This window comes from Paenibacillus macerans (assembly GCF_050565405.1).
In the GTDB taxonomy this organism is placed as follows: domain Bacteria; phylum Bacillota; class Bacilli; order Paenibacillales; family Paenibacillaceae; genus Fontibacillus; species Fontibacillus macerans_B.
Map to the genome: position 1 here is coordinate 85,940 of NZ_JBNYYG010000002.1, position 18,663 is coordinate 104,602.

The window sequence follows — 18,663 nt, forward strand, 5'->3', positions numbered from 1 at the left end:
TCTTAGGTCAAGGGTTCACCAACTGCCCGATTTGATCGTCCAGGGTTTCCAGGTTCAACTCGCCTTGATGAATGGAGGATATTTTGCCGTTTTTGCCGATGAAAAACGTGGTTGGCATCGGTACGATGCCGTAATCGCGCGTCGTCGTATTGTCGGAATCAAACAAAACGGGAAAATCGACGCCCGTTTGCTTCACGAAATTTTGCACGGTCATTTCATCTTCACCCGTATTGATGCCGAGAACGACGACGCCTTCGTCGCGCCATTTTTCCCATTGGGTCTGAAGGGCGGGCATTTCCTTGACGCAATAGGTGCACCAGGTCGCCCAGAAATTGAGGACCACCGCCTGGCCTTGATAATCGTCCAAAGTATGTACTTCGCCGTCCAAACCAAGCATTTTAAACGCCGGCGGTTTGCCGCCTTGCACCGGTTTATCGGCTTCGCCGCCGGATACCGCGGTACCGATCGCGTAACCGCCCAGCACGACGATCAACAGCAAAATGACGATTTGGATCGGCCGTCTAGACTTCCCCATGTTTGAACTTCCTTTCTATGACATTAATCATAAGTGTTGAACAAATCGTGAACACTCTATGAACATTATAACGAAATTTGCCACAGTTTCAGCTAGGGGAAATATGAATATTATGTGACGCGCCAAAAAAGCGGTTATGATTAGCGGATAGGGGCTGCCGGGGAAATGTTCTTACGATCGCTGTTGTTCGCGGATTTCTTGAATTTGTAAATTCTAACAAGGTAGAAATCCCCTCACAAAGGCGAACGCTCCGCTTCTTCAGAATCATTTCCCCTCTCGCCATTCCCCGTCCTATTTCTCAGTCCAACCAATAAAGCTTGAATTATCGCTTCTTCAGAATCATTTCACCCTTTTGCCTTTGCCGCAAGTTTTGCCGCATTTCTAGCGCTTCGGGGCGGGGTTGGTGGTGGTGCGGGCCAATTTGTAGAGGCTTTCGACCTCTTCCTTGGTCAAATGGCGATACAGTCCACGCTTCAAGTTGCCCAGAAACAGATCGCCGAAGGAGATTCTTTTCAGTTTGGTCACAGGATGCGAAATCGCATCGAACATCCGCCGAACCTGGCGGTTTCTGCCCTCATGGATCGTAATCGAAATCGTGGCGAACTTGCCTTCCGGATCGACATCCTGATATTCGGCTTCGGCCGGGGCCGTCATTCCGTCTTCCAGCATGATGCCCTGCTTCAGCTTCTCCAGTGCCGTGCCGTGCGGTACCCCTTTGACGGTCGCCAAGTAGGTTTTGGATACGTGATGCTTCGGATGGGTCAGCAAATGGGCAAATTCGCCGTCATTCGTCAGCAGCAGCAGCCCTTCGGTATCATAGTCGAGGCGGCCTACCGGGTAAACCCGCTCCGTGATTCCCTTCAGATAATCGGTGACGATTTTTCTCCCCTGAGGATCGGAAGCGCTCGTGATAACCCCTTTCGGTTTGTTAAAAACGAGATAGAGCTTCTTCTCCGCGCCGATCGCCTTGCCGCCCACGGTAATGACATCCACGGACGGATCCGCTTTGGTGCCCAGCGTCGTGACGGTTTCCCCATTGACTTGCACTTTGCCGCCCAAGATCAATTCTTCGCATTTGCGGCGGGAAGCGACGCCTGCGCCGGCCAAAATTTTCTGTAATCTTTCCATTTTCAATAAGTCACCTCATACACATGATACCCACCTGCGGACAAAATCACAATAGCTGCGGCCCGCTTACGCAAAAACCGCCCAAGGCAGCGAACTTCGCGGCTGGGCGGCTTGCGTACAAGCATATGTACGATGATTATCCGAATAAGAGCAAACAAACGGCGATCGCGGCCACGAAGCCGACCACGTCGGAGAACAAGCCGACTTTCAGGGCATAACGCCCGTTGCGGATGCCTACGGCGCCGAAATAGACCGTCAGCACATAAAGCGTCGTATCCGTGCTTCCCTGAATCGTGGAAGCGATGCGGCCGATCATCGAGTCGGGGCCATACGTTTTGATCAGGTCGGTCGTAAAGGCGAGCGACCCGGTGCCGGTCAGCGGCCTCAAGAAACCGAGCGGCAGCACCTCTGCCGGGACATGAAGCCATGAAAGGAACGGCGTCATCCAGCCGACAAGAAAATCCAGCGCCCCGGAGGCGCGGAATACGCTGATCGCGACCATCATTCCCACCAGATGCGGAATGATGCCGATCGCCGTCGAGAAGCCGTCTTTGGCTCCGTCCACGAACGATTCGTAGACCGGCACTTTTTTGAAATAAGCGTAAAGCGGAATAAACGCGATCATGACCGGAACGGCCCAGGCGGAGAGAACGTTAATCCAGTCCAGCAATCGAACTCACCTCTTCAGCGATAAAGTGGGCGGGGCGGTTGTCTGCGGCGGGGTACGGTAGACATTGCGCCTGCGGTACCAACGGTCGGCCAATACGGCCGCCATCGTAGCGATCGCCGTGGCCAGCAACGTCGAGCCGACGATTTCCGCCGGATTGGCGGACTGGAAATTGATCCGGATGGCGATCAGCGTCGTCGGAATCAAGGTAATGCTTGCCGTATTCAGCGCCAGCAGCGTGCACATGGCCGGAGAAGCCGTCTCCTTGTCCGGATTCAACTCTTGCAGCTCCTGCATCGCGCGAATGCCCATCGGCGTCGCCGCATTGCCCAGTCCCAGTAAGTTAGCGCTCATATTGGATAAAATATACCCCATCGCCGGATGATTTTTCGGCACATCGGGAAACAGATAAGCGACAACCGGTCCCAACAGACGGGAGATCGCCTTGACCAGGCCCGAATCCTCCGCCAGCCGCATGATGCCGAGCCAGAATACCAGCACGCTGATCAAGCCGAAGCAAACGGTAACCCCCGTGGCGGCCCCGTCGAAAGCCGCCTGCGTCACCGTACCGATATCCCCTTTGACCGCGGCAAAAACAAATCCGATCAAGATTAGCGCAAGCCATATTTTGTTGACCATGCTTTCCCCCTCCTCCGCCCAGGCTTTGCGATGAGCGATTGTGGCCCGCTTGGGGCCTAGACATCGAACAGCAAGGTTTGGAAAATCTTCTTCAACGAACCTAGCCAGTTTTCGGGCAGCACGATTTCGCTCGTGCCGGTCGATGGACCAAACGCTCCGTTCGCCTGCATTTTCCCGCCGCCTTCCGTCTTGATTTTACGGAAGCTTTCCTGTTCATAAACCGGAACCGTACCGATTTCTTCCCCGTTCAGTAAGATGCTGATTTTCCCCCGATAGCCGAACGAGGTCGATCTGGCGCTGCTGAGCTTAAGCCTTCTTTCAATTTTTTCCGCTTCGTCCGGGGCCAGCGCATATTTGAACCCCGCACCTGTGACCAGACCATCCTGAAGGGATTGCCCTTCGCTAACAATCGGGGTCAGCGGATAGTTCTCGAACCCGAAATCCAGCAGCTTGCGATGGTCGTTCCAATCGTCCCCGTCGTTTAACGTAACGACCGCGATTTGCTGTCCCCCGCGGGTCGCGGAGCTGACCAGACAACGTTTGGCGATCTTGGTATAGCCGGTTTTCACGCCATCCGCGCCGTCGTAAAATCGCAGCATCTTATTCTTGTTCAACCACTTGTAATCCCATGGATCGTTAGGATTGGGCGCTTTTTTGCTGGGCGTACGAACGATTTCCTTAAAATGCGGATTTTTCAGCGCATACGCCGTCAGCTTGGCCAAATCGTCCGCGGACGAATAATGTCCTTCGGCATCGAGGCCATGCGGGTTTTGGAATTGCGTATGGGAGAGCCCCAGCATTCTCGCTTTCTGGTTCATCAAATAAACAAAGCCTTCTTCGGACCCGCCGACATGTTCGGCAATCGCGGTGGCCGCGTCGTTCCCGGAACGGAGCATTAATCCGTACAGCATATTTTCCAGGCTCATCTCTTCTCCCAGCTGCAGGTAGATGGAAGAACCCTCTTTGGCATAGGCGTTTTTGCCGACGGTTACCGTATCCGAGAGCTTGCCATGCTCGATGGCCACGATCGCGGTCATGATTTTGGTTAAGCTGGCGATCGGCAGTTGATCGTTGCCGCGCAGGCTGAACAGGATACGGCCCGAGGTTACGTCGATGACCGTTGCCGCTTGGGCGTGGACGGATGGCGCGACCGGTACGGCTTGTACCGCTTGGGGCTGCCAGAACAGGGACAAGAGCATCATGCCGGCGATGACTGCGCCGATGGCGCGGCGTCTGCGAGCCGGTGCATTTTTCCTCATAAATCGATTCCTCCGGTATATGTAGCGAGTACTTGATACACTTGTAATACTTATGCGGCGAAAACAGAGAGTATGTCCCACCTTTCCGCCAAAAAAAGACCCCTCCCGGAGGTCCGGAAAGGATCGGTCGGTCAGGTAAATGGGTGGAAGCTGGATTGGGTGGCCGTTTGATTCATCGCGGTTTGGGCGGCTTGGGCCGTCACCACAGCGGCACTTGCTGCATCGCTGTTTGGAAACATGGACTGGATCCGGTCGATGACGCCAGGCACCGCATCGATGATTTTTTCGACCAGATGCGTTTGGTTATCCAGCGGCACGATATGCACGCCCGGCTTTCCTACGACGAGAAAAGCGATCGGATTAATCGAAACGCCGCCCCCGCTACCTCCGCCGAACGGTCTGGCTTTGCCGCCTTCGGAGGAACCCGACGTGTGCTTGTCATGCCCGTCATCGATGTTAAAGTCGCTCCCCCCCGCCGCGAAACCGAAGCCTACGCGGCTGATCGGCAGAATCACGCTGCCGTCCGGCGTTTCCACCGGCTCGCCCACGATCGTGTTGACGTCAACCATGTCTTTGATGTTTTCCATCGCGGTTTGCATTAACCCTTGAATAGGATGGTCAGCCATTTTTTCACTCCTCCCTTCACTTTTAGCACGCGAACTATAAGTACCAGTCCAGCATATATAGCATAACCGCAGCGAATTTTCGCTATGCAGCGGATTTCCGTGGAAAATAACGGCGCGCTGCCAAAGACGGGAACCACAAACAGCTTAGGTCTTTGCTTCAAGGATATATAGCAGGTCAACCAGCCGACGAGCGTCGCTTTGACTCCCCATAAAACGCCGGTCAAAGTGGCGGTATGGGCCGCATCCGACAAAGCAATATTGGTCGACCACTCCAGCTTTCGGAAGGAAACGCGGCGAAGGGTAGCCTTCAGCCATGTCCGGAAGCCTTTGGTCGCCTCGAGCAGCCGCTGGAATTCGTCCATCCACTTGTCTACCTTGTCCTTGTTCACCTCCTCGTTGGTGCTGGAGGAATCCTTTTGCAGCACGTTCTCCGGCCTGTCCCGTTCGATCTGAAGGCCGTCCCGCAAATTCTTCAACAGGATGGAAGGTACCTGGTAGTGGATATTGACGAAGCCGTACAACAGCGTAATATCGAGCAAAATCGTGTCATCGCGGTTCTTCTTCCGCATTGTTAGGTTGATTGTGATTGTAGACAGCAAAATCAAGGCAGCTATAAGCAGCAGCAGGATCAGGATGCCTCCGAGCCAAATCCACACGGGAAAGCCCTCCATACCTATCAGATAAAATTCTCCATCGTAGTATGGCTTTCGAAAAAGGAAATAATTCGTCGATCCTCCCGCGAGTACAACGGCAAAAAACCACCGGCGATAACTCTCCGGTGGTTTTTTGCCAAAATAAGGCCATAATTATTTATTGTTCGCGCTCTTCATCCGGCGGCAAATTCGTTAACGCATCCGCCGGCGAATCCGGCGCCGGCGCTTCGCTGTCCACATCGTCGAACGTCAGTTGCTGCTCCTCCAGCTTCTGGAATAATAGCTGCGTCTCTTCCTCAAGCTGCTCCGGACTTTCGTAGTCGGCCAGATCCGGTAAATCCTTGAGGCTAGCCAGCCCGAAATAATCGAGGAACGCCTTGGTGGTGCCGTATAGGATCGGCCGGCCGATCGCTTCGGCCCGCCCGACCTCTTCGATCAGGTCCTTATTGACCAAGGAATGGATGGCACGTTCCGATTTGACCCCGCGGATCTCCTCGATTTCGACGCGCGTGATCGGCTGACGGTAAGCGATGATCGACAACGTCTCCAGCGCGGCTTGGGACAAAGTGGAACGCGAAGGCGAGTAAGCCAGGCGTTCGAAATATGGGGCGTGCTCCGGCAGCGTAGCCAACTGGTAATTTCCGGCGATTTGCACGATCTGCAGCCCGCGTCCGGCCCGTTCAAAGGATGACTTCAGATCGACAAGCGCGTCGGCAACCAGCTCCTGCCTTTGTTCCGTAACCTCGGCCAGCTGCTTCAGGCTTAAGCCTTCTTCCCCGGCCAAAAACAGCAGCCCCTCAATAATCGATTTCAAGTCCTGAAAATTCATCGATCTTTCCTTCCCCTCTCCACTCCATGACGATATCATCGAACAGCTTGTTCTGATAGCAAACAATCTGCTTCATTTTCATCAGCTCCAGTACGGCCAAAAAGGTCACGACGATCTCATGCCGGTACATATCCTGATGCAGCAGCTTGGAAAAAAGCAAACGTCCGCCCACCCCGGTTTGCTCCAGCGCAGCTACGACCTCCTTGATCCGGTCCTTCACGGATATTTCGTCCCGATGGATCCGCGCCACCGTGTTACGTTTGGCCGCTTTCCGCAGCGCCTTCTGGAACACGGCGATTAAGTCCGCGGCATGCAGCCCTTTTACCGGATTTTCCTGCACCTCGGGCATAAACGGCGTCAGATCCTCCGGCTCCTTGGAAAAAATCAGGCTGCGTTCCCATTCTCGCTCATGCAAATGCTCGGCAATCCCTTTATATTTACGGTATTCGATCAGCTTCCGGATGAGCTCGTCCCGCGGATCCTCCTCATCGTCCAGCAGATAATCGTAATCATCGTCCAATTCGATCACGGGCGGTTTAGGCAACAGCTGTTTACTCTTGATCGACAGCAGCGTTGCCGCCATGACCAGGAATTCGCTGGTGACCTCCAGCTCGAGCTCCTGCATGTCGTGCAAATATTCGAGGTACTGGTCCGTAATCTCGCTGATCGAGATCTGATGAATATCGATCTCCGCCTTGTCGATCAAGTGCAATAGCAAATCCAGCGGACCCTCGAAGGTTTCCAGCTTGTAAGTAACTGTCGTCAATGAACATCCTCCACCCGTAGCAAAAACATATATGTAGATTAGTTTACCTTAAAAGTCCGAGTTAAAAAAGACAATATCCTTATTCGCCGCGCCAAAAGAAAATGTAGTACCCCGAACGGATCAGGGTACTACATTAGATAAGCACTATTTCAGCTGTTTCGTCAAGTTGGCCATTTCGATCGCCGCCATCGCGGCATCCCAACCTTTGTTGCCGGCCTTGGTGCCCGCCCGCTCGATCGCCTGCTCGATATTCTCGGTCGTGACGACGCCGAAGATCGTCGGAACGCCGGTTTTCAGGCCAACCGCAGCCACGCCTTTGGCTACCTCGTTGCAGACGTAATCATAATGGGTCGTCGAACCGCGAATCACGGTGCCAAGCGTGATCACCGCATCGTATTTGCCGCTTTCGGCCAATTTTTGCGCGGCGAACGGAATTTCGAACGCGCCGGGTACCCAGGCGACATTGATTTCCTCTTCTTTGGCGCCGTGGCGCTTCAGGGCGTCCAGCGCGCCGGTAAGCAGCTTGCTCGTAATAAACTCGTTGAAACGTCCAACGACGATTGCATATTTTAATCCTTCCGATACTAAATGTCCTTCAAATACGTTTGCCATGAATAATCATACCTTTCGTTGTGGGATATAAGGTGCATGATGAAACTTTTAAAGTAAAAGTTCAAAAAGTCGGCTTTTCAGCACCGAGAAGGTTGGATGAAGCCAGGGACGTAAATAGCGCAGCTGCGTAACGGACCGTAATGATCTTAGTTGCCCATTTCCCAGCTATTTCCCGCTGTAACGGACTCCAGCGACCTTATTGGGCGAAATAAGATCTCCTCGGTCCGTTAGAATCGGAAACTGCCCCAAATCGAACCTATAACGTTTCTGGTGTCCGTCAGCTTGCTGGAGATTACGGGAGCAACCGAAATGTTTCCGCAGGAAACATTCTTTGTAAGCATCCGCTTGCCCGGCTGAATTCAAGATTCGACGCGAATCCTCATCCCTGTATAAACTTCGCGATTAAAAGTTGACTTTTTGAACAACCCTTTTAGACGCGCGACGATTCGTCTTGCTCCAGGTCGTCAAACTTGAGCAAATGCCCCAGTTTAGCCTGTTTGGTGTGCAGATAGTTGGTGTTGTCCACGTTTTCCTTCATTTGAATCGGCACGCGTTCCACGACCTCCAGCCCGTAACCTTCCAACCCTTTGATTTTCCGCGGATTGTTGGTCATCAAGCGGATTTTGCGAACGCCGAGATCCTTGAGGATTTGCGCCCCAATCCCGTAATCGCGCAGGTCTGCCGGGAAGCCCAGCTTCAGGTTGGCGTCGACCGTGTCGAAGCCTTGCTCCTGCAGCTTGTAAGCTTTCAGCTTGTTGATCAAGCCGATGCCCCGCCCTTCCTGGCGCATATACAGAAGAACGCCGTTGCCCGCTTCCTCGATCTGGCGCAGCGCCGCTTCGAATTGCGGTCCGCAGTCGCAGCGATGGGAGTGGAATACGTCGCCGGTCAGACACTCGGAATGGACGCGCACCAGCACCGGTTCATCGCTGTTGATTTCGCCTTTGACCAGCGCCACGTTTTCCTTGGAGTCCACGTCGTTCGTATAGGCGATCGCCCGGAACTCGCCGTAGTCGGTCGGCATGCGCACTTCCACTTCGCGGGTGACCAGCTTCTCCTTCTCGTTGCGGTAATGGATCAAATCCTTGACGCTGATCAACTTCAGATCGAAGGTTTTGGCGATCTCCATCAAGTCCGGCAGTCTCGCCATCGTGCCGTCTTCCTTGATGACTTCGCAGATCACGCCCGCCGGGTAAGCGCCGCACATGCGGGCCAAATCCACCGCGGCCTCCGTATGGCCCGCGCGCCGAAGCACGCCGCCTTTTTTGGCGATCAGCGGGAACATGTGGCCCGGCCGGCGGAAATCCGACGCTTTGGCGTTCGGATCCATGATGGCTTTGACCGTCAGCGAACGTTCGTTTGCTGAAATCCCCGTGGTCGTATCTTTATGGTCGATGGAAACGGTAAACGCGGTCCCATGGTTATCGGTATTTTGCGCCACCATCGGCTGGAGATCCAGCTCTTCCGCCCGCTCCGCCGTAATCGGCAGGCACACCAGGCCGCGTCCTTGCGTGATCATGAAATTGATGACCTCGGGGGTTGCCTTTTCGGCCAGGGCCACAAAATCCCCTTCGTTTTCCCGATCCTCATCGTCGACGACAATGATCACTTTGCCCCGCATCAATTCGTAAATCGCTTCCTCAACCCGGTCCAATCGTATATCGCTCATGTCCTTCCCCTCCTATAGGTAGTTCAAAAAGTCATCTTTCGATCACGAAGCTTTTCATGGAAGGTTATTCGGCGTCGAATCTTGAATTCAGCCGGGCCTTCCGTTGCTCACGTAGGTCTGCCTACGCTCCGCTACTCATGCCCTAGCTTCATCCAACCTTCTCGGTGCTCCGAACCTGACTTTTTGAACCTTCATTGAAACGGTAGTTCTAAAAGTCATCTTTCGATCTCGAAGCTTGAATTCAGCCGGGCCTTCCGTTGCTCACGTAGGTCTGCCTACGCTCCGCTACTCATGCCCTAGCTTCATCCAACCTTCTCGATGCTCCAAACCTGAGTTTTTGAACCTTCATTGAAACGATAGTTCTAAAAGTCATCTTTCGATCTCGAAGCTTTTCATGGAAGGTTATTCGGCGTCGAATCTTGAATTCAGCCGGGCCTTCCGTTGCTCACGTAGGTCTGCCTACGCTCCGCTACTCATGCCCTAGCTTCATCCAACCTTCTCGGTGCTCCAAACCTGAGTTTTTGAACCTTCATTGAAACGGTAGTTCAAAAAGTCATCTTTCGATCACGAATTTAGATAAATCCGTTGGCGGCCAGGAACGGCATGTCAATCCCGGCAGCGCCGCCGGCCTCTTCTTCCGAATCGCCGCTGCTTTTACCGAACCTCAGCAGATGGTCCACGTATTTGCCGAGCACGTCGCCTTCCAGATTGACCGTGTCCCCGGCCCGCTTGAAGGCCAACACCGTTTCGGCCAGCGTGTGCGGGATGATCGAAATCGTAAACGTTCCGTTCCCGGCTTCCACCACTGTCAAGCTGATCCCGTCCACGGTGATCGAGCCTTTGGGAATGATGTATTTGAACAATGACGACTTATTGGGCCGAATTTCATAAACGACCGCGTTTTGATCCTGGTTGGTTCCCACAATCGTGCCGATGCCGTCGACATGCCCCTGAACGATATGACCTCCGAATCGGCCGTTTGCTGCCATGGCACGCTCCAGATTGACGCGGCTGCCCGGCTTCAAATCCTTCAGATTGGTGTTGCGGTAAGTCTGCGGCATCACGTCCACCGTAAAGGAGGAAGCGTCAAACGAGATGGCCGTCAGGCAGACGCCGTTGACCGAAATGCTGTCTCCCAGCTTGATGCCTTCCGTTACGATGTTCGCCGAAATGCCCAGCAGCATGGCTTCCCCCTTGCGGCTGATCGATTTCATCGTGCCGATTTCCTCCACGAGTCCCGTAAACATTAGATTTCTCCCTCCTTTACCCCGGTCTGTGTCCACGTCGGAATTCCCCGTATGCACACATTATCCCCGATTTGTTCCACTTCAATGTCACGCAAGGAGACGGCGTCCTGCATCAAATCGTATCCGTCAAAACTAAAGTTCGCTGCGGCTTCCCTTCCGCCGATCAGCTTGGGAGCGATAAACAACACGATTTCGTCCACCAGCCTCTGTTCCAGCAAAGAACCGTTCAATCGGCCGCCGCCTTCGACGAGCACGGAGGAAATTCCCCGTTTCCCCAGCTGCGCCAGCGCCTCCCGAAGATCCACCTGCGGCCCGCTTCCGCAGCGAAGGATTTCCGCACCGCGTTCGGTCAGACGATCGGCTTTGGCCGGATCGGCTTGTTCGGTCGTCAAAATGATCGTTGGCGCCAATCCGTCGCTGAGCACCTTCGCCGTTTCCGGGACGCGCAGCCTGGAATCGGCGATCACCCGCACCGGAGACAGTCCCGGCACGGACAGCCGGGTCGTGAGCTGCGGATCGTCGGCCGTGATCGTGGATACGCCGACCATGATCGCCTGATGGCGATGACGCATCGTATGCACGATTTCGCGCGCCTTTTCGTTGGAAATCCACTTGCTGTCGCCCGTACGCGAAGCGATCTTGCCGTCCAACGTACTGGCCGTTTTAATCGTGACGTAGGGCAAGCCGGCCGTGATAAACTTGATGAACCTGCGGTTCAGCTTCAAAGCGCGGTCGCGCAGCACGCCAACCTCGACTTCGATGCCGGCGGCCCGTAGCATACCGATGCCTTTCCCGGCCACCAAGGGATTCGGATCCTCGCAGGCAACCACGACGCGGACGACCTTGTCGTGGATTAGCCGCTCCGCGCAGGGCGGCGTTAATCCATGGTGGCTGCAGGGTTCAAGCGTCACATAAGCCGTGCTGCCCTCGGCCTGGGAACCCGCCATGTTCAGGGCATGCACTTCGGCGTGCGGGGTTCCCCGCTGCAAGTGGGTACCGAGGCCGACCAAAGCCCCATCCTTGACGATCACGCAGCCGACGACCGGATTGGTTCCGGTTTGTCCCTGCGCCCGCTCGGCCATATCCAGCGCCAGCGCCATGTAATATTCGTCGTCGATGATCTTCATGCGCCACCCCTCTTTCTTCGCCTTTCGCCGCATATTGAAACCTAAAAAACCCTGCCGCAATCCGGCAGGGTTGTTATGAGAGTGATCGTACGCAAGCATAAAGAGCACTGCCGCTTCAAAACATCCAGCATTCCGCGATGGACGACAAATTCAAAGCAAACAGCCATCTCCCGAATTCCACGGTAAAGACACTTTGTGAAAAGTGGAACTTGTTCGATTAAAGCCCTTTAGGTTAGAACATTCCATAAATTCAAAAACGTTCCGTGTTCCCGCGTTCTCCTTCTCCCATCCAGACTATACTGTCGGTCCCGGAATCTCACCGGCTCAGCCGCAGGCGCTTATTCAGCAGCCAGCGGGTCACGGACTCGTGCTTCATCGGAAAGGATCCCCGATGAGCCATCACCGTCGGTAGGGAATTTCACCCTGCCCCGAAGGATTGTTGCTTATTTTGTTCTGGGGTAATGTTACCACCAGATGATAAAAAATGCAAGGACTCTTGCCTCTATGAGAATCTTGATTCCGCGAACTTAAAACACATGTGATATCGCTGATCTTGGATTTGATACAACGGAGCAAAGCGGATCCCATCCAGAGAAAAATTCAAATCGCCTTCCGCTTTTCTCATGCGCTGAATGAATTGTTCTTCGCCGAAAGGCCAGGTAATGAAATCCTCCCCTTCATGGATTGTCGCCAAAGCATAAGGCCCATAAAATACGCTTTTGATTCGATGATCATCCGGCGTGCTTTCCAATCTTAAAGCAAAAGGAATGGCAACACCTTTGGGTGAATAAACCACATCGAAAAAGGCCACCTTAAGCTCGATATCGCAAAGGCAAAATCATTACACTTCAGGAGGAATTTAGCGTGGCAAAACCCGACGACCGTTCCGATAATGTCGAGAAACTCCAGGACAGCATTCAAGATACGATCGAAAATTTCCGCGAAGGACAGGACTATCTAAGCGAACATGCCGACGAAATCTCCGGCGACGAGAAGCGGCAAATCGAGGTGAAAAACGAAAGACGGCTCAAGGCCATCGAAGGCCAACGCGAAGAAGTGAAGGATGAAGCGTCCCATCAAGGAAATTCTTAAAGTCATCTTTGGACACGATGCTGGATATGAAGCGAATTAAAGCAAAAGGGGTGTTTCGGCTCACCAGCAAGGCTGGCGGCGAAACACCCCTTCCTACGTTTTAGGATTAAGCTTCGTCCCAAACGGAAACTTCTTTCATTTTGTCGCCGGGACGGATTTCGTCCACAAGCTCCATGCCCGAAGTCACTTTGCCGAATACGGTATGAACCCCGTTCAAATGCGGCTGCGGTTCGTAAACGATAAAGAATTGGCTGCCGCCCGTATCTTTACCGGCATGCGCCATCGACAATACGCCGCGTTCGTGTTTGGTCGTATTCGTCGCCGTTTCGCATTTGATCGTGTAACCGGGACCTCCAGTGCCGTTGCCGACCGGGCAACCGCCTTGCGCTACGAAGCCCGGAATGACGCGATGGAAGGTCAAACCGTTATAGAAACCGGTGTTGGCCAATTTCTCGAAGTTGGCTACCGTTCCCGGCGCTTCCTCCGGCAGGAACTCAATTTCCACCTCTCCGCCTTTTTCCAAAACGATCTTGCCTTTTTTCATATCCTTGCACACACCCTTCTTATCAGCATTTGGACAAACCTCTTTCAGTTTACTAGAATTTCCTCGCCCAAGCAAAAAAAACAAGGCCAAATCAGGAAATCCCCTTCCAGGGACTCCCGTATGGCCCTGCCTCGGGCACTCCATCCTATCCGTTGCTTATTTATATGACGGCTGCTTGGCGATTCGCTCCGGGATGACGTCGCAAGCGATCAGATCCTGCAGCGACTCCCGCTTCACGACGAGATCGCTGTGTCCGTCCTGAACGAAAACGACAGCCGGTCGGCGAATGCGGTTATAATTGCTGGCCATGGCGTAGTTGTAGGCGCCGGTGCAAGCAACGGCGAGCAGGTCCCCGCTGTCCACTTTCGGCAAATCCACGTCCCAGATCAGCATATCGCCGCTTTCGCAGCATTTGCCGGCGATCGATACGGTCTCTTCGTCCGCCTCGTTGCCGCGGTTCGCCAGCATGGCTTCGTATTTGGAGCCGTACAGCGCCGGACGCGGATTGTCCGTCATCCCGCCATCGACGGCGACGTATTTGCGTACGCCGGGAATATCCTTGCTGGTGCCTACGGTATACAGCGTCGTTCCGGCATCGCCCACGATGCTCCGGCCCGGTTCCACCCAAATTTCCGGAAGCTGCGGATAAGCGGCAAAATACTGCTTCACCGCATCCGTGATCGCGCCGACATAGTCGGATACCTTGAGCGGCGTATCGCCTTCGGTATAACGGATGCCGAAGCCGCCGCCCAAATTCACCACTTTGAAGACGACGCCCAGCTTCTCCCGCACCTGCAACGCAAAGCCGGCTACCCGCTCAACGGCCAGTTGGAAGCCCTCCACCTCGAAAATCTGCGAACCGATATGCGAGTGAACCCCGAGCAAATGCAGGTTTAAGCTGCGATTCGCCAGCTCAACGGCTTCAAAGGCCGCGCCGTTACCGATATCGAAACCAAATTTGGAATCCGTTTGACCGGTCGAAATATATTCATGCGTATGGGCTTCCACCCCCGGCGTTACCCGCAGCAGAACATTGACGGTTACGCCTTTTTCGGCGGCAAGCGCCTGCAGCATGTGCAGCTCCGTGAAATTATCCGCTACGAAGCAGCCGATTCCGGCGGAAATGGCCATCTCCAATTCATCCAAAGTCTTGTTGTTGCCGTGAAAATGGATTCGCTGCGCGGGGAACCCCGCTTGAAGGGCCGTATACAATTCGCCCTCGGAGACGACGTCCAGGGACAAGCCCTCCTCTTCGGCCAGCCGGCACATGGCCATGACGCAGAAGGCTTTGCTGGCATAGGCAACTTGGAAGCCAAGGCCCGATGCCCGAAAGGCGTCCATATATTCACGGCATCTTTGCCGCACAAGCGCTTCATCCACGACGTACAGCGGCGTGCCGTAGGTTTGCTTCAGATCTACCGTATCGCAGCCGCCGATCTCGAGATGGCCTTTTGCATTGATTTTGCTGGTACCGTGTAAATACATGCTTTGCAGTCCTCCACTTTCAAATTTTACACCAGTATAGCAAACAACCGGTCAACTGAAAAATGGATTTTTCGGAATAACATTTGTGTTATTTATCAGACAAGCCCAAGGATCATTTCTTGCCGGGCATCCGCGTGTTGTCCCGCGTCTTATTGGAGGACGGTCTTTGTTTGGAGGTCATGACCGGAACGCGAAGCAAAACACCCGCCAGCGCCTTTGCATTAAAAGGTATAAATGGCCACAGGTACGAAGTGTTGTTCGAGCGGCGCAGCGCCAGCAGCACGATAAACATCGTAACCCCGATCACGAAGCCGGCTGCGCCGAATATCGCGACCGCGACCAGCATGGCCAGCCGGACGGCCCGATTAGCGAGGCCCAGCTCATAGCTTGGCGTCGCAAACATCCCGATGGCCGCCACTGCCATATACAACACGACCTCATTGACGAAGAGGCCCGTTTGAACGGCGATATCGCCGATCAGGATCGCGGCGATCAGGCCCATGGCCGAGGCCAGCGGCGTTGGCGTATGTACCGCGGCCATCCGCATCAGATCGACGCCGAATTCCACCAGCAGAAACTGGGCGATGAGCGGGATTTTCGCCTGCTCCTGCGGACCGATAAAGGCTAAACCCGCCGGCTTGAACTCCGGATGAACGACCATCAGCAGCCAAATCGGCAGCAGAAACAACGAGGCGAATATTCCGAAGAACCGCACCCAACGCAAATAGGTGCCCATAAACGGCGTTTGCCGGTTCTCCTCCGCATGCTGGCATAAGTCAAAAAAGGTGGTCGGCATAATCATTACGCTGGGCGAAGTATCCACGAAGACGACGATCCTCCCCTCCAACAGGTGGGAAGCCACGACGTCCGGCCGTTCCGAATAACGCACGAGCGGGTACGGATTCCAGCCGCGATGGATGATCACTTCCTCCAGCTGCTTGTCGGCCAGGGGGATCCCGTCGATATTGACCGCCTTGATTTTCTCGCGGGTCGAATCGACCAAAGTTTTATCCACGATATCGTCGATATAGGCGATGCACACATCGGTCCGCGTTCGGCGTCCCACGCTCATCATTTCGAATTTGAGCCCGGGGTCCCGCAGCCGGCGGCGAACCAGCGTGATGTTGGTAACCAGCGTCTCCGTGAAGCCGTCCCGGGCGCCGCGCACGACGCGCTCCAGCGACGGCTCCTCGGGGCTCCGCACCGGATATTGGCGCGTATCCATCAACAGGGCCGTTTGCTCCCCTTCGATGAACAATACGCTCATGCCCGTTAACGCCTTGTTGACCGCATCGCTCAGCTTCTCCGTTTTTTCCACCTGAATATGAGGGATATATAGTTCGAAAAATGAGCGGAGCGCGCCCGTCGACAGATTCTCCGGCGTCAGATAGGTCAGCCGCTTGATGATTTCCTGCATGACATCGGTACGGGCAAAGCCGTTGATAAAAAAGAGGCAGGTGCGTTTCCCGCCGAAGGTCATTTCGCGGAATACGACGTCGAAGCTCTCCCCCAAGCCGGCGACTTCCTTCAGCGTATGCTTGGTCGTGGAAATGCTGCGGCTGATATTGTCGCTTTGTTGCCAATAGATGATCGACTCCTCAACGGAATCGGACATCTCCTTCTCGCGTTTCCGTTTGGCCGCGTCGTCCTCCGGATAGTTTTCCTGCAGGTAATTCTCCTCTTCTTCGGGAACGAAGTCCGGAACCGCCTGCGGATGCTCCTGCCCGTCCCGCTTCGTCTCGTTTGCGTCATGCTCCATCATGCTTCTGATCACCCTCCGTAACCATCGTTTTTAGTTCATCGATCAAGGCTTTCTCAAGGTCTGTAAATAAACCATTCAAACAGGGAGCCCGCCATCTTGCCGAACACCATCGCAAGCAGAAGACCAAACAAATAACGCTGCATATGCAATCTTTTCGCCAATATCGGCAGCACGTTCAGCACCTCGGTCAGGGCGGCGGCCAGCATGCCGACGAAAATGCCGTTAAGCAGTCCGATGAAGCCGGTGGCCGCCCATGGCCCGGAAATCTTCCAATTCCAGAAATCGGCGACGGTGCCTAGCACCGCCCCGCTGATCATCGCTCCTTCATACCAATGAACCTTATCGTAAGTACTCGTCACCTGGGCCAGCCGCGGAATCAGGTCCAGCACGATGAATAAGGCGATTACCCCGCCCCCGACGGCAATCCCCCCGGCGAGCCCGAGAAAGGCCGCCAACCCAGCCGCAACCAGAGACATCAGGTTGGCTTCTCCCGCGTTTCGGCGCGTTGCATTTTCTTATACTCCTCCGCGACGACGTATTGGTTCAGGTTCTCCTGGTAGAGGAACATTTCGACTTCCAGCGGGGTAGGTTCCTCATTCCACTTTTTCTTGAATAAATGATTGAAAAAGACGATCATCCCGAACCCGATGCCGACGGAATATGCAGCTTGAAACAGATAGGGATGCTCGTCCTTTGTGCCCGTGACCATTTCCACGATCCTCACCTGCACCTCCGGCATGCTGACGTCGGCATGGAAATTCATGATCGTCAGCGCCGCCCCGAAGAACAGCAGCAGCCAGACCAGGCCGAACAGCAGCAAAGACGGTTTCTTCTCCTTTGTGACCATTTCCACCAGCACATGCGGTTCTCCGATCAACTCGACGCGTTGCCCGGGGTATCGCTTCCGGATGGCGGATATCACCTGAAGCATATCGATAACGATCAAATTCCCGTCGCGATGCTCCGGCCGGACCAGCACCAGCTCCAGCAGCCCGGACTCCAGCTCGGGATCAGCCAGCACGCGGGCGACGTCCCGCAGGCGGATCGGAGATCCCGCGGGTAGTCCCACTTGCTTACGGAGGCGCAAATAGATGATCGAAGCCGATTCCTTCTCCATGAAGATCACCCCTCCACTAGCGTATTGCCCATAGTATGCCAAGGGAGGGTTCGCTTTACTCTTTTCGGAATTACAGGTACGGGCATATCAAAAAAGGGCACGGAGCGAAAATCATGCCCCATGCCCTAATTTCTTCAAGCCGCCGGTCGGCTTGACGTTTACAGCGTCACGGCGGTGTCGAGCGCCACTTCCATCATTTGCTTGAACGTCGTTTGCCGCTCTTCGGAGGTCGTTTCCTCGCCGGTCAGTAGATGGTCGCTGACGGTCAGGATCGTTAACGCGTTAACGCCGTATTTGGCGGCAAGCGTGTAGAGCGCTGTCGTCTCCATCTCTACGCCAAGGACGCCGTATTTCATGAGCAACCCGGTCACGCTCGTATCGTCGCGGTAGAACATGTCCGAACTGAAGATGTTGCCGACATGCAGCTTCAGCCCTTTTTCCACGCCGCGTTCGTAAGCCGCCTTCAGCAGCGGGAAGCTGGCGATCGGCGCAAAATCGTATCCGCCGAACACATGGCGGTTCATACTGGAGTCGGTACAGGAAGCCTGGGCCAAAATGACGTCCCGCACGCGGACATGCTCCTGCATCCCGCCGCAGGTGCCGACGCGAATGAGATTTTTGACGCCGTATTCGCGAATCAGCTCATTGACGTAAATGGAAATCGACGGTACCCCCATGCCGGTCCCTTGGACCGAAATGCGCTTTCCCTGATAGGTGCCGGTAAACCCAAGCATGCCGCGCACTTCGTTATAGCAGGATACGTCGCTTAAGTACGTCTCCGCAATGAATTTGGCCCGGAGCGGGTCACCCGGCAGCAGGATCGTTTCGGCGATGTCGCCCGGTTGGGCTGCGATATGTACACTCATGTTCAAGTATCTCCCTTGCAAACAGTTTTGGTGAAGTTGA

General features: G+C 54.5%; 21 protein-coding genes and 1 riboswitch. Of the genes, 1 reads left to right on the forward strand and 20 read right to left on the reverse strand.

Annotated elements, in window-relative coordinates; translation table 11 throughout:
* Window positions 1-7: 7 nt before the first annotated feature.
* From ACQ4N8_RS02245 to ACQ4N8_RS02310, 14 genes are all read right to left on the reverse strand, one after another.
* Window positions 8-535, reverse strand: a complete 528-nt coding sequence (locus tag ACQ4N8_RS02245; RefSeq protein ID WP_430702687.1) for a redoxin domain-containing protein — start codon at window positions 533-535, stop codon at window positions 8-10.
* 381 nt (window positions 536-916) lie between these two features.
* Entirely contained in the window at window positions 917-1,663 is a 747-nt protein-coding gene (locus tag ACQ4N8_RS02250; protein ID WP_430702688.1) for a pseudouridine synthase, read from the reverse strand.
* A 136-nt stretch (window positions 1,664-1,799) separates the two neighbouring features.
* The gene (locus tag ACQ4N8_RS02255; protein ID WP_430702689.1) at window positions 1,800-2,333 is read right to left on the reverse strand and encodes a spore maturation protein; all 534 of its coding nucleotides are present in this window, start codon (window positions 2,331-2,333) and stop codon (window positions 1,800-1,802) included.
* Window positions 2,334-2,339: 6 nt separating this feature from the next.
* Window positions 2,340-2,969, reverse strand: coding sequence for a nucleoside recognition domain-containing protein (locus ACQ4N8_RS02260; RefSeq protein ID WP_430702690.1), 630 nt, complete (start codon window positions 2,967-2,969; stop codon window positions 2,340-2,342).
* 56 nt (window positions 2,970-3,025) lie between these two features.
* On the reverse strand, window positions 3,026-4,171 hold the full coding sequence (locus ACQ4N8_RS02265) for a D-alanyl-D-alanine carboxypeptidase family protein (RefSeq protein ID WP_430702911.1): 1,146 nt from the start codon (window positions 4,169-4,171) through the stop codon (window positions 3,026-3,028).
* 188 nt (window positions 4,172-4,359) lie between these two features.
* On the reverse strand, window positions 4,360-4,854 hold the full coding sequence (gene ytfJ / locus ACQ4N8_RS02270; RefSeq protein WP_430702691.1) for a GerW family sporulation protein: 495 nt from the start codon (window positions 4,852-4,854) through the stop codon (window positions 4,360-4,362).
* Window positions 4,827-5,510 carry a DUF2953 domain-containing protein gene (locus ACQ4N8_RS02275; RefSeq protein WP_430702692.1) on the reverse strand — a complete coding sequence of 228 codons (684 nt, stop codon included), beginning with the start codon at window positions 5,508-5,510 and terminating at the stop codon, window positions 4,827-4,829. The genes ytfJ and ACQ4N8_RS02275 overlap by 28 nt, the downstream gene beginning before the upstream one ends.
* A 154-nt stretch (window positions 5,511-5,664) precedes the next feature.
* Complete coding sequence (scpB, locus tag ACQ4N8_RS02280) at window positions 5,665-6,336, reverse strand: SMC-Scp complex subunit ScpB (protein ID WP_430702693.1); 672 nt, start codon at window positions 6,334-6,336, stop codon at window positions 5,665-5,667.
* Window positions 6,305-7,102 (reverse strand): segregation and condensation protein A, encoded by a 798-nt coding sequence (locus tag ACQ4N8_RS02285; protein ID WP_430702694.1) that lies wholly within the window; start codon window positions 7,100-7,102, stop codon window positions 6,305-6,307. The genes scpB and ACQ4N8_RS02285 overlap by 32 nt, the downstream gene beginning before the upstream one ends.
* Before the next feature lie 144 nt (window positions 7,103-7,246).
* On the reverse strand, window positions 7,247-7,714 hold the full coding sequence (gene ribH, locus ACQ4N8_RS02290) for a 6,7-dimethyl-8-ribityllumazine synthase (RefSeq protein ID WP_430702695.1): 468 nt from the start codon (window positions 7,712-7,714) through the stop codon (window positions 7,247-7,249).
* Between the two features lie 430 nt (window positions 7,715-8,144).
* Window positions 8,145-9,383 (reverse strand): bifunctional 3,4-dihydroxy-2-butanone-4-phosphate synthase/GTP cyclohydrolase II, encoded by a 1,239-nt coding sequence (locus ACQ4N8_RS02295; protein WP_430702696.1) that lies wholly within the window; start codon window positions 9,381-9,383, stop codon window positions 8,145-8,147.
* A gap of 572 nt (window positions 9,384-9,955) precedes the next feature.
* Entirely contained in the window at window positions 9,956-10,630 is a 675-nt protein-coding gene (gene ribE, locus ACQ4N8_RS02300) for a riboflavin synthase (protein ID WP_430702697.1), read from the reverse strand.
* Entirely contained in the window at window positions 10,630-11,757 is a 1,128-nt protein-coding gene (ribD, locus tag ACQ4N8_RS02305) for a bifunctional diaminohydroxyphosphoribosylaminopyrimidine deaminase/5-amino-6-(5-phosphoribosylamino)uracil reductase RibD (protein WP_430702698.1), read from the reverse strand. The genes ribE and ribD overlap by 1 nt, the downstream gene beginning before the upstream one ends.
* Window positions 11,758-12,030: 273 nt before the next feature.
* A riboswitch (FMN riboswitch) is annotated at window positions 12,031-12,197 on the reverse strand.
* 62 nt (window positions 12,198-12,259) lie between these two features.
* Window positions 12,260-12,553 carry a hypothetical protein gene (locus ACQ4N8_RS02310; protein WP_430702699.1) on the reverse strand — a complete coding sequence of 98 codons (294 nt, stop codon included), beginning with the start codon at window positions 12,551-12,553 and terminating at the stop codon, window positions 12,260-12,262.
* A 68-nt stretch (window positions 12,554-12,621) separates the two neighbouring features.
* Between ACQ4N8_RS02310 and tlp the strand changes: the two genes are divergently transcribed.
* A complete protein-coding gene (gene tlp, locus ACQ4N8_RS02315; RefSeq protein WP_430702700.1) occupies window positions 12,622-12,849 on the forward strand; it encodes a small acid-soluble spore protein Tlp in 228 nt (75 codons plus the stop codon).
* A gap of 106 nt (window positions 12,850-12,955) precedes the next feature.
* Here the strand turns inward: tlp and ACQ4N8_RS02320 are convergent, their stop codons facing one another.
* The 6 genes from ACQ4N8_RS02320 to deoD form a co-directional block, all read right to left on the reverse strand.
* Window positions 12,956-13,393, reverse strand: coding sequence for a peptidylprolyl isomerase (locus ACQ4N8_RS02320; RefSeq protein ID WP_430702701.1), 438 nt, complete (start codon window positions 13,391-13,393; stop codon window positions 12,956-12,958).
* Between the two features lie 156 nt (window positions 13,394-13,549).
* A complete protein-coding gene (lysA, locus tag ACQ4N8_RS02325) occupies window positions 13,550-14,878 on the reverse strand; it encodes a diaminopimelate decarboxylase (RefSeq protein ID WP_430702702.1) in 1,329 nt (442 codons plus the stop codon).
* 112 nt (window positions 14,879-14,990) lie between these two features.
* Complete coding sequence (locus ACQ4N8_RS02330) at window positions 14,991-16,640, reverse strand: spore germination protein (protein ID WP_430702703.1); 1,650 nt, start codon at window positions 16,638-16,640, stop codon at window positions 14,991-14,993.
* A 53-nt stretch (window positions 16,641-16,693) separates the two neighbouring features.
* Window positions 16,694-17,116 carry a stage V sporulation protein AB gene (locus ACQ4N8_RS02335; RefSeq protein ID WP_430702704.1) on the reverse strand — a complete coding sequence of 141 codons (423 nt, stop codon included), beginning with the start codon at window positions 17,114-17,116 and terminating at the stop codon, window positions 16,694-16,696.
* Entirely contained in the window at window positions 17,116-17,757 is a 642-nt protein-coding gene (locus tag ACQ4N8_RS02340; RefSeq protein ID WP_430702705.1) for a stage V sporulation protein AA, read from the reverse strand. Before ACQ4N8_RS02340 ends, ACQ4N8_RS02335 begins: the two co-directional genes overlap by 1 nt.
* A gap of 158 nt (window positions 17,758-17,915) precedes the next feature.
* Window positions 17,916-18,623, reverse strand: coding sequence for a purine-nucleoside phosphorylase (gene deoD, locus ACQ4N8_RS02345; RefSeq protein ID WP_430702706.1), 708 nt, complete (start codon window positions 18,621-18,623; stop codon window positions 17,916-17,918).
* Window positions 18,624-18,663: the final 40 nt, after the last annotated feature.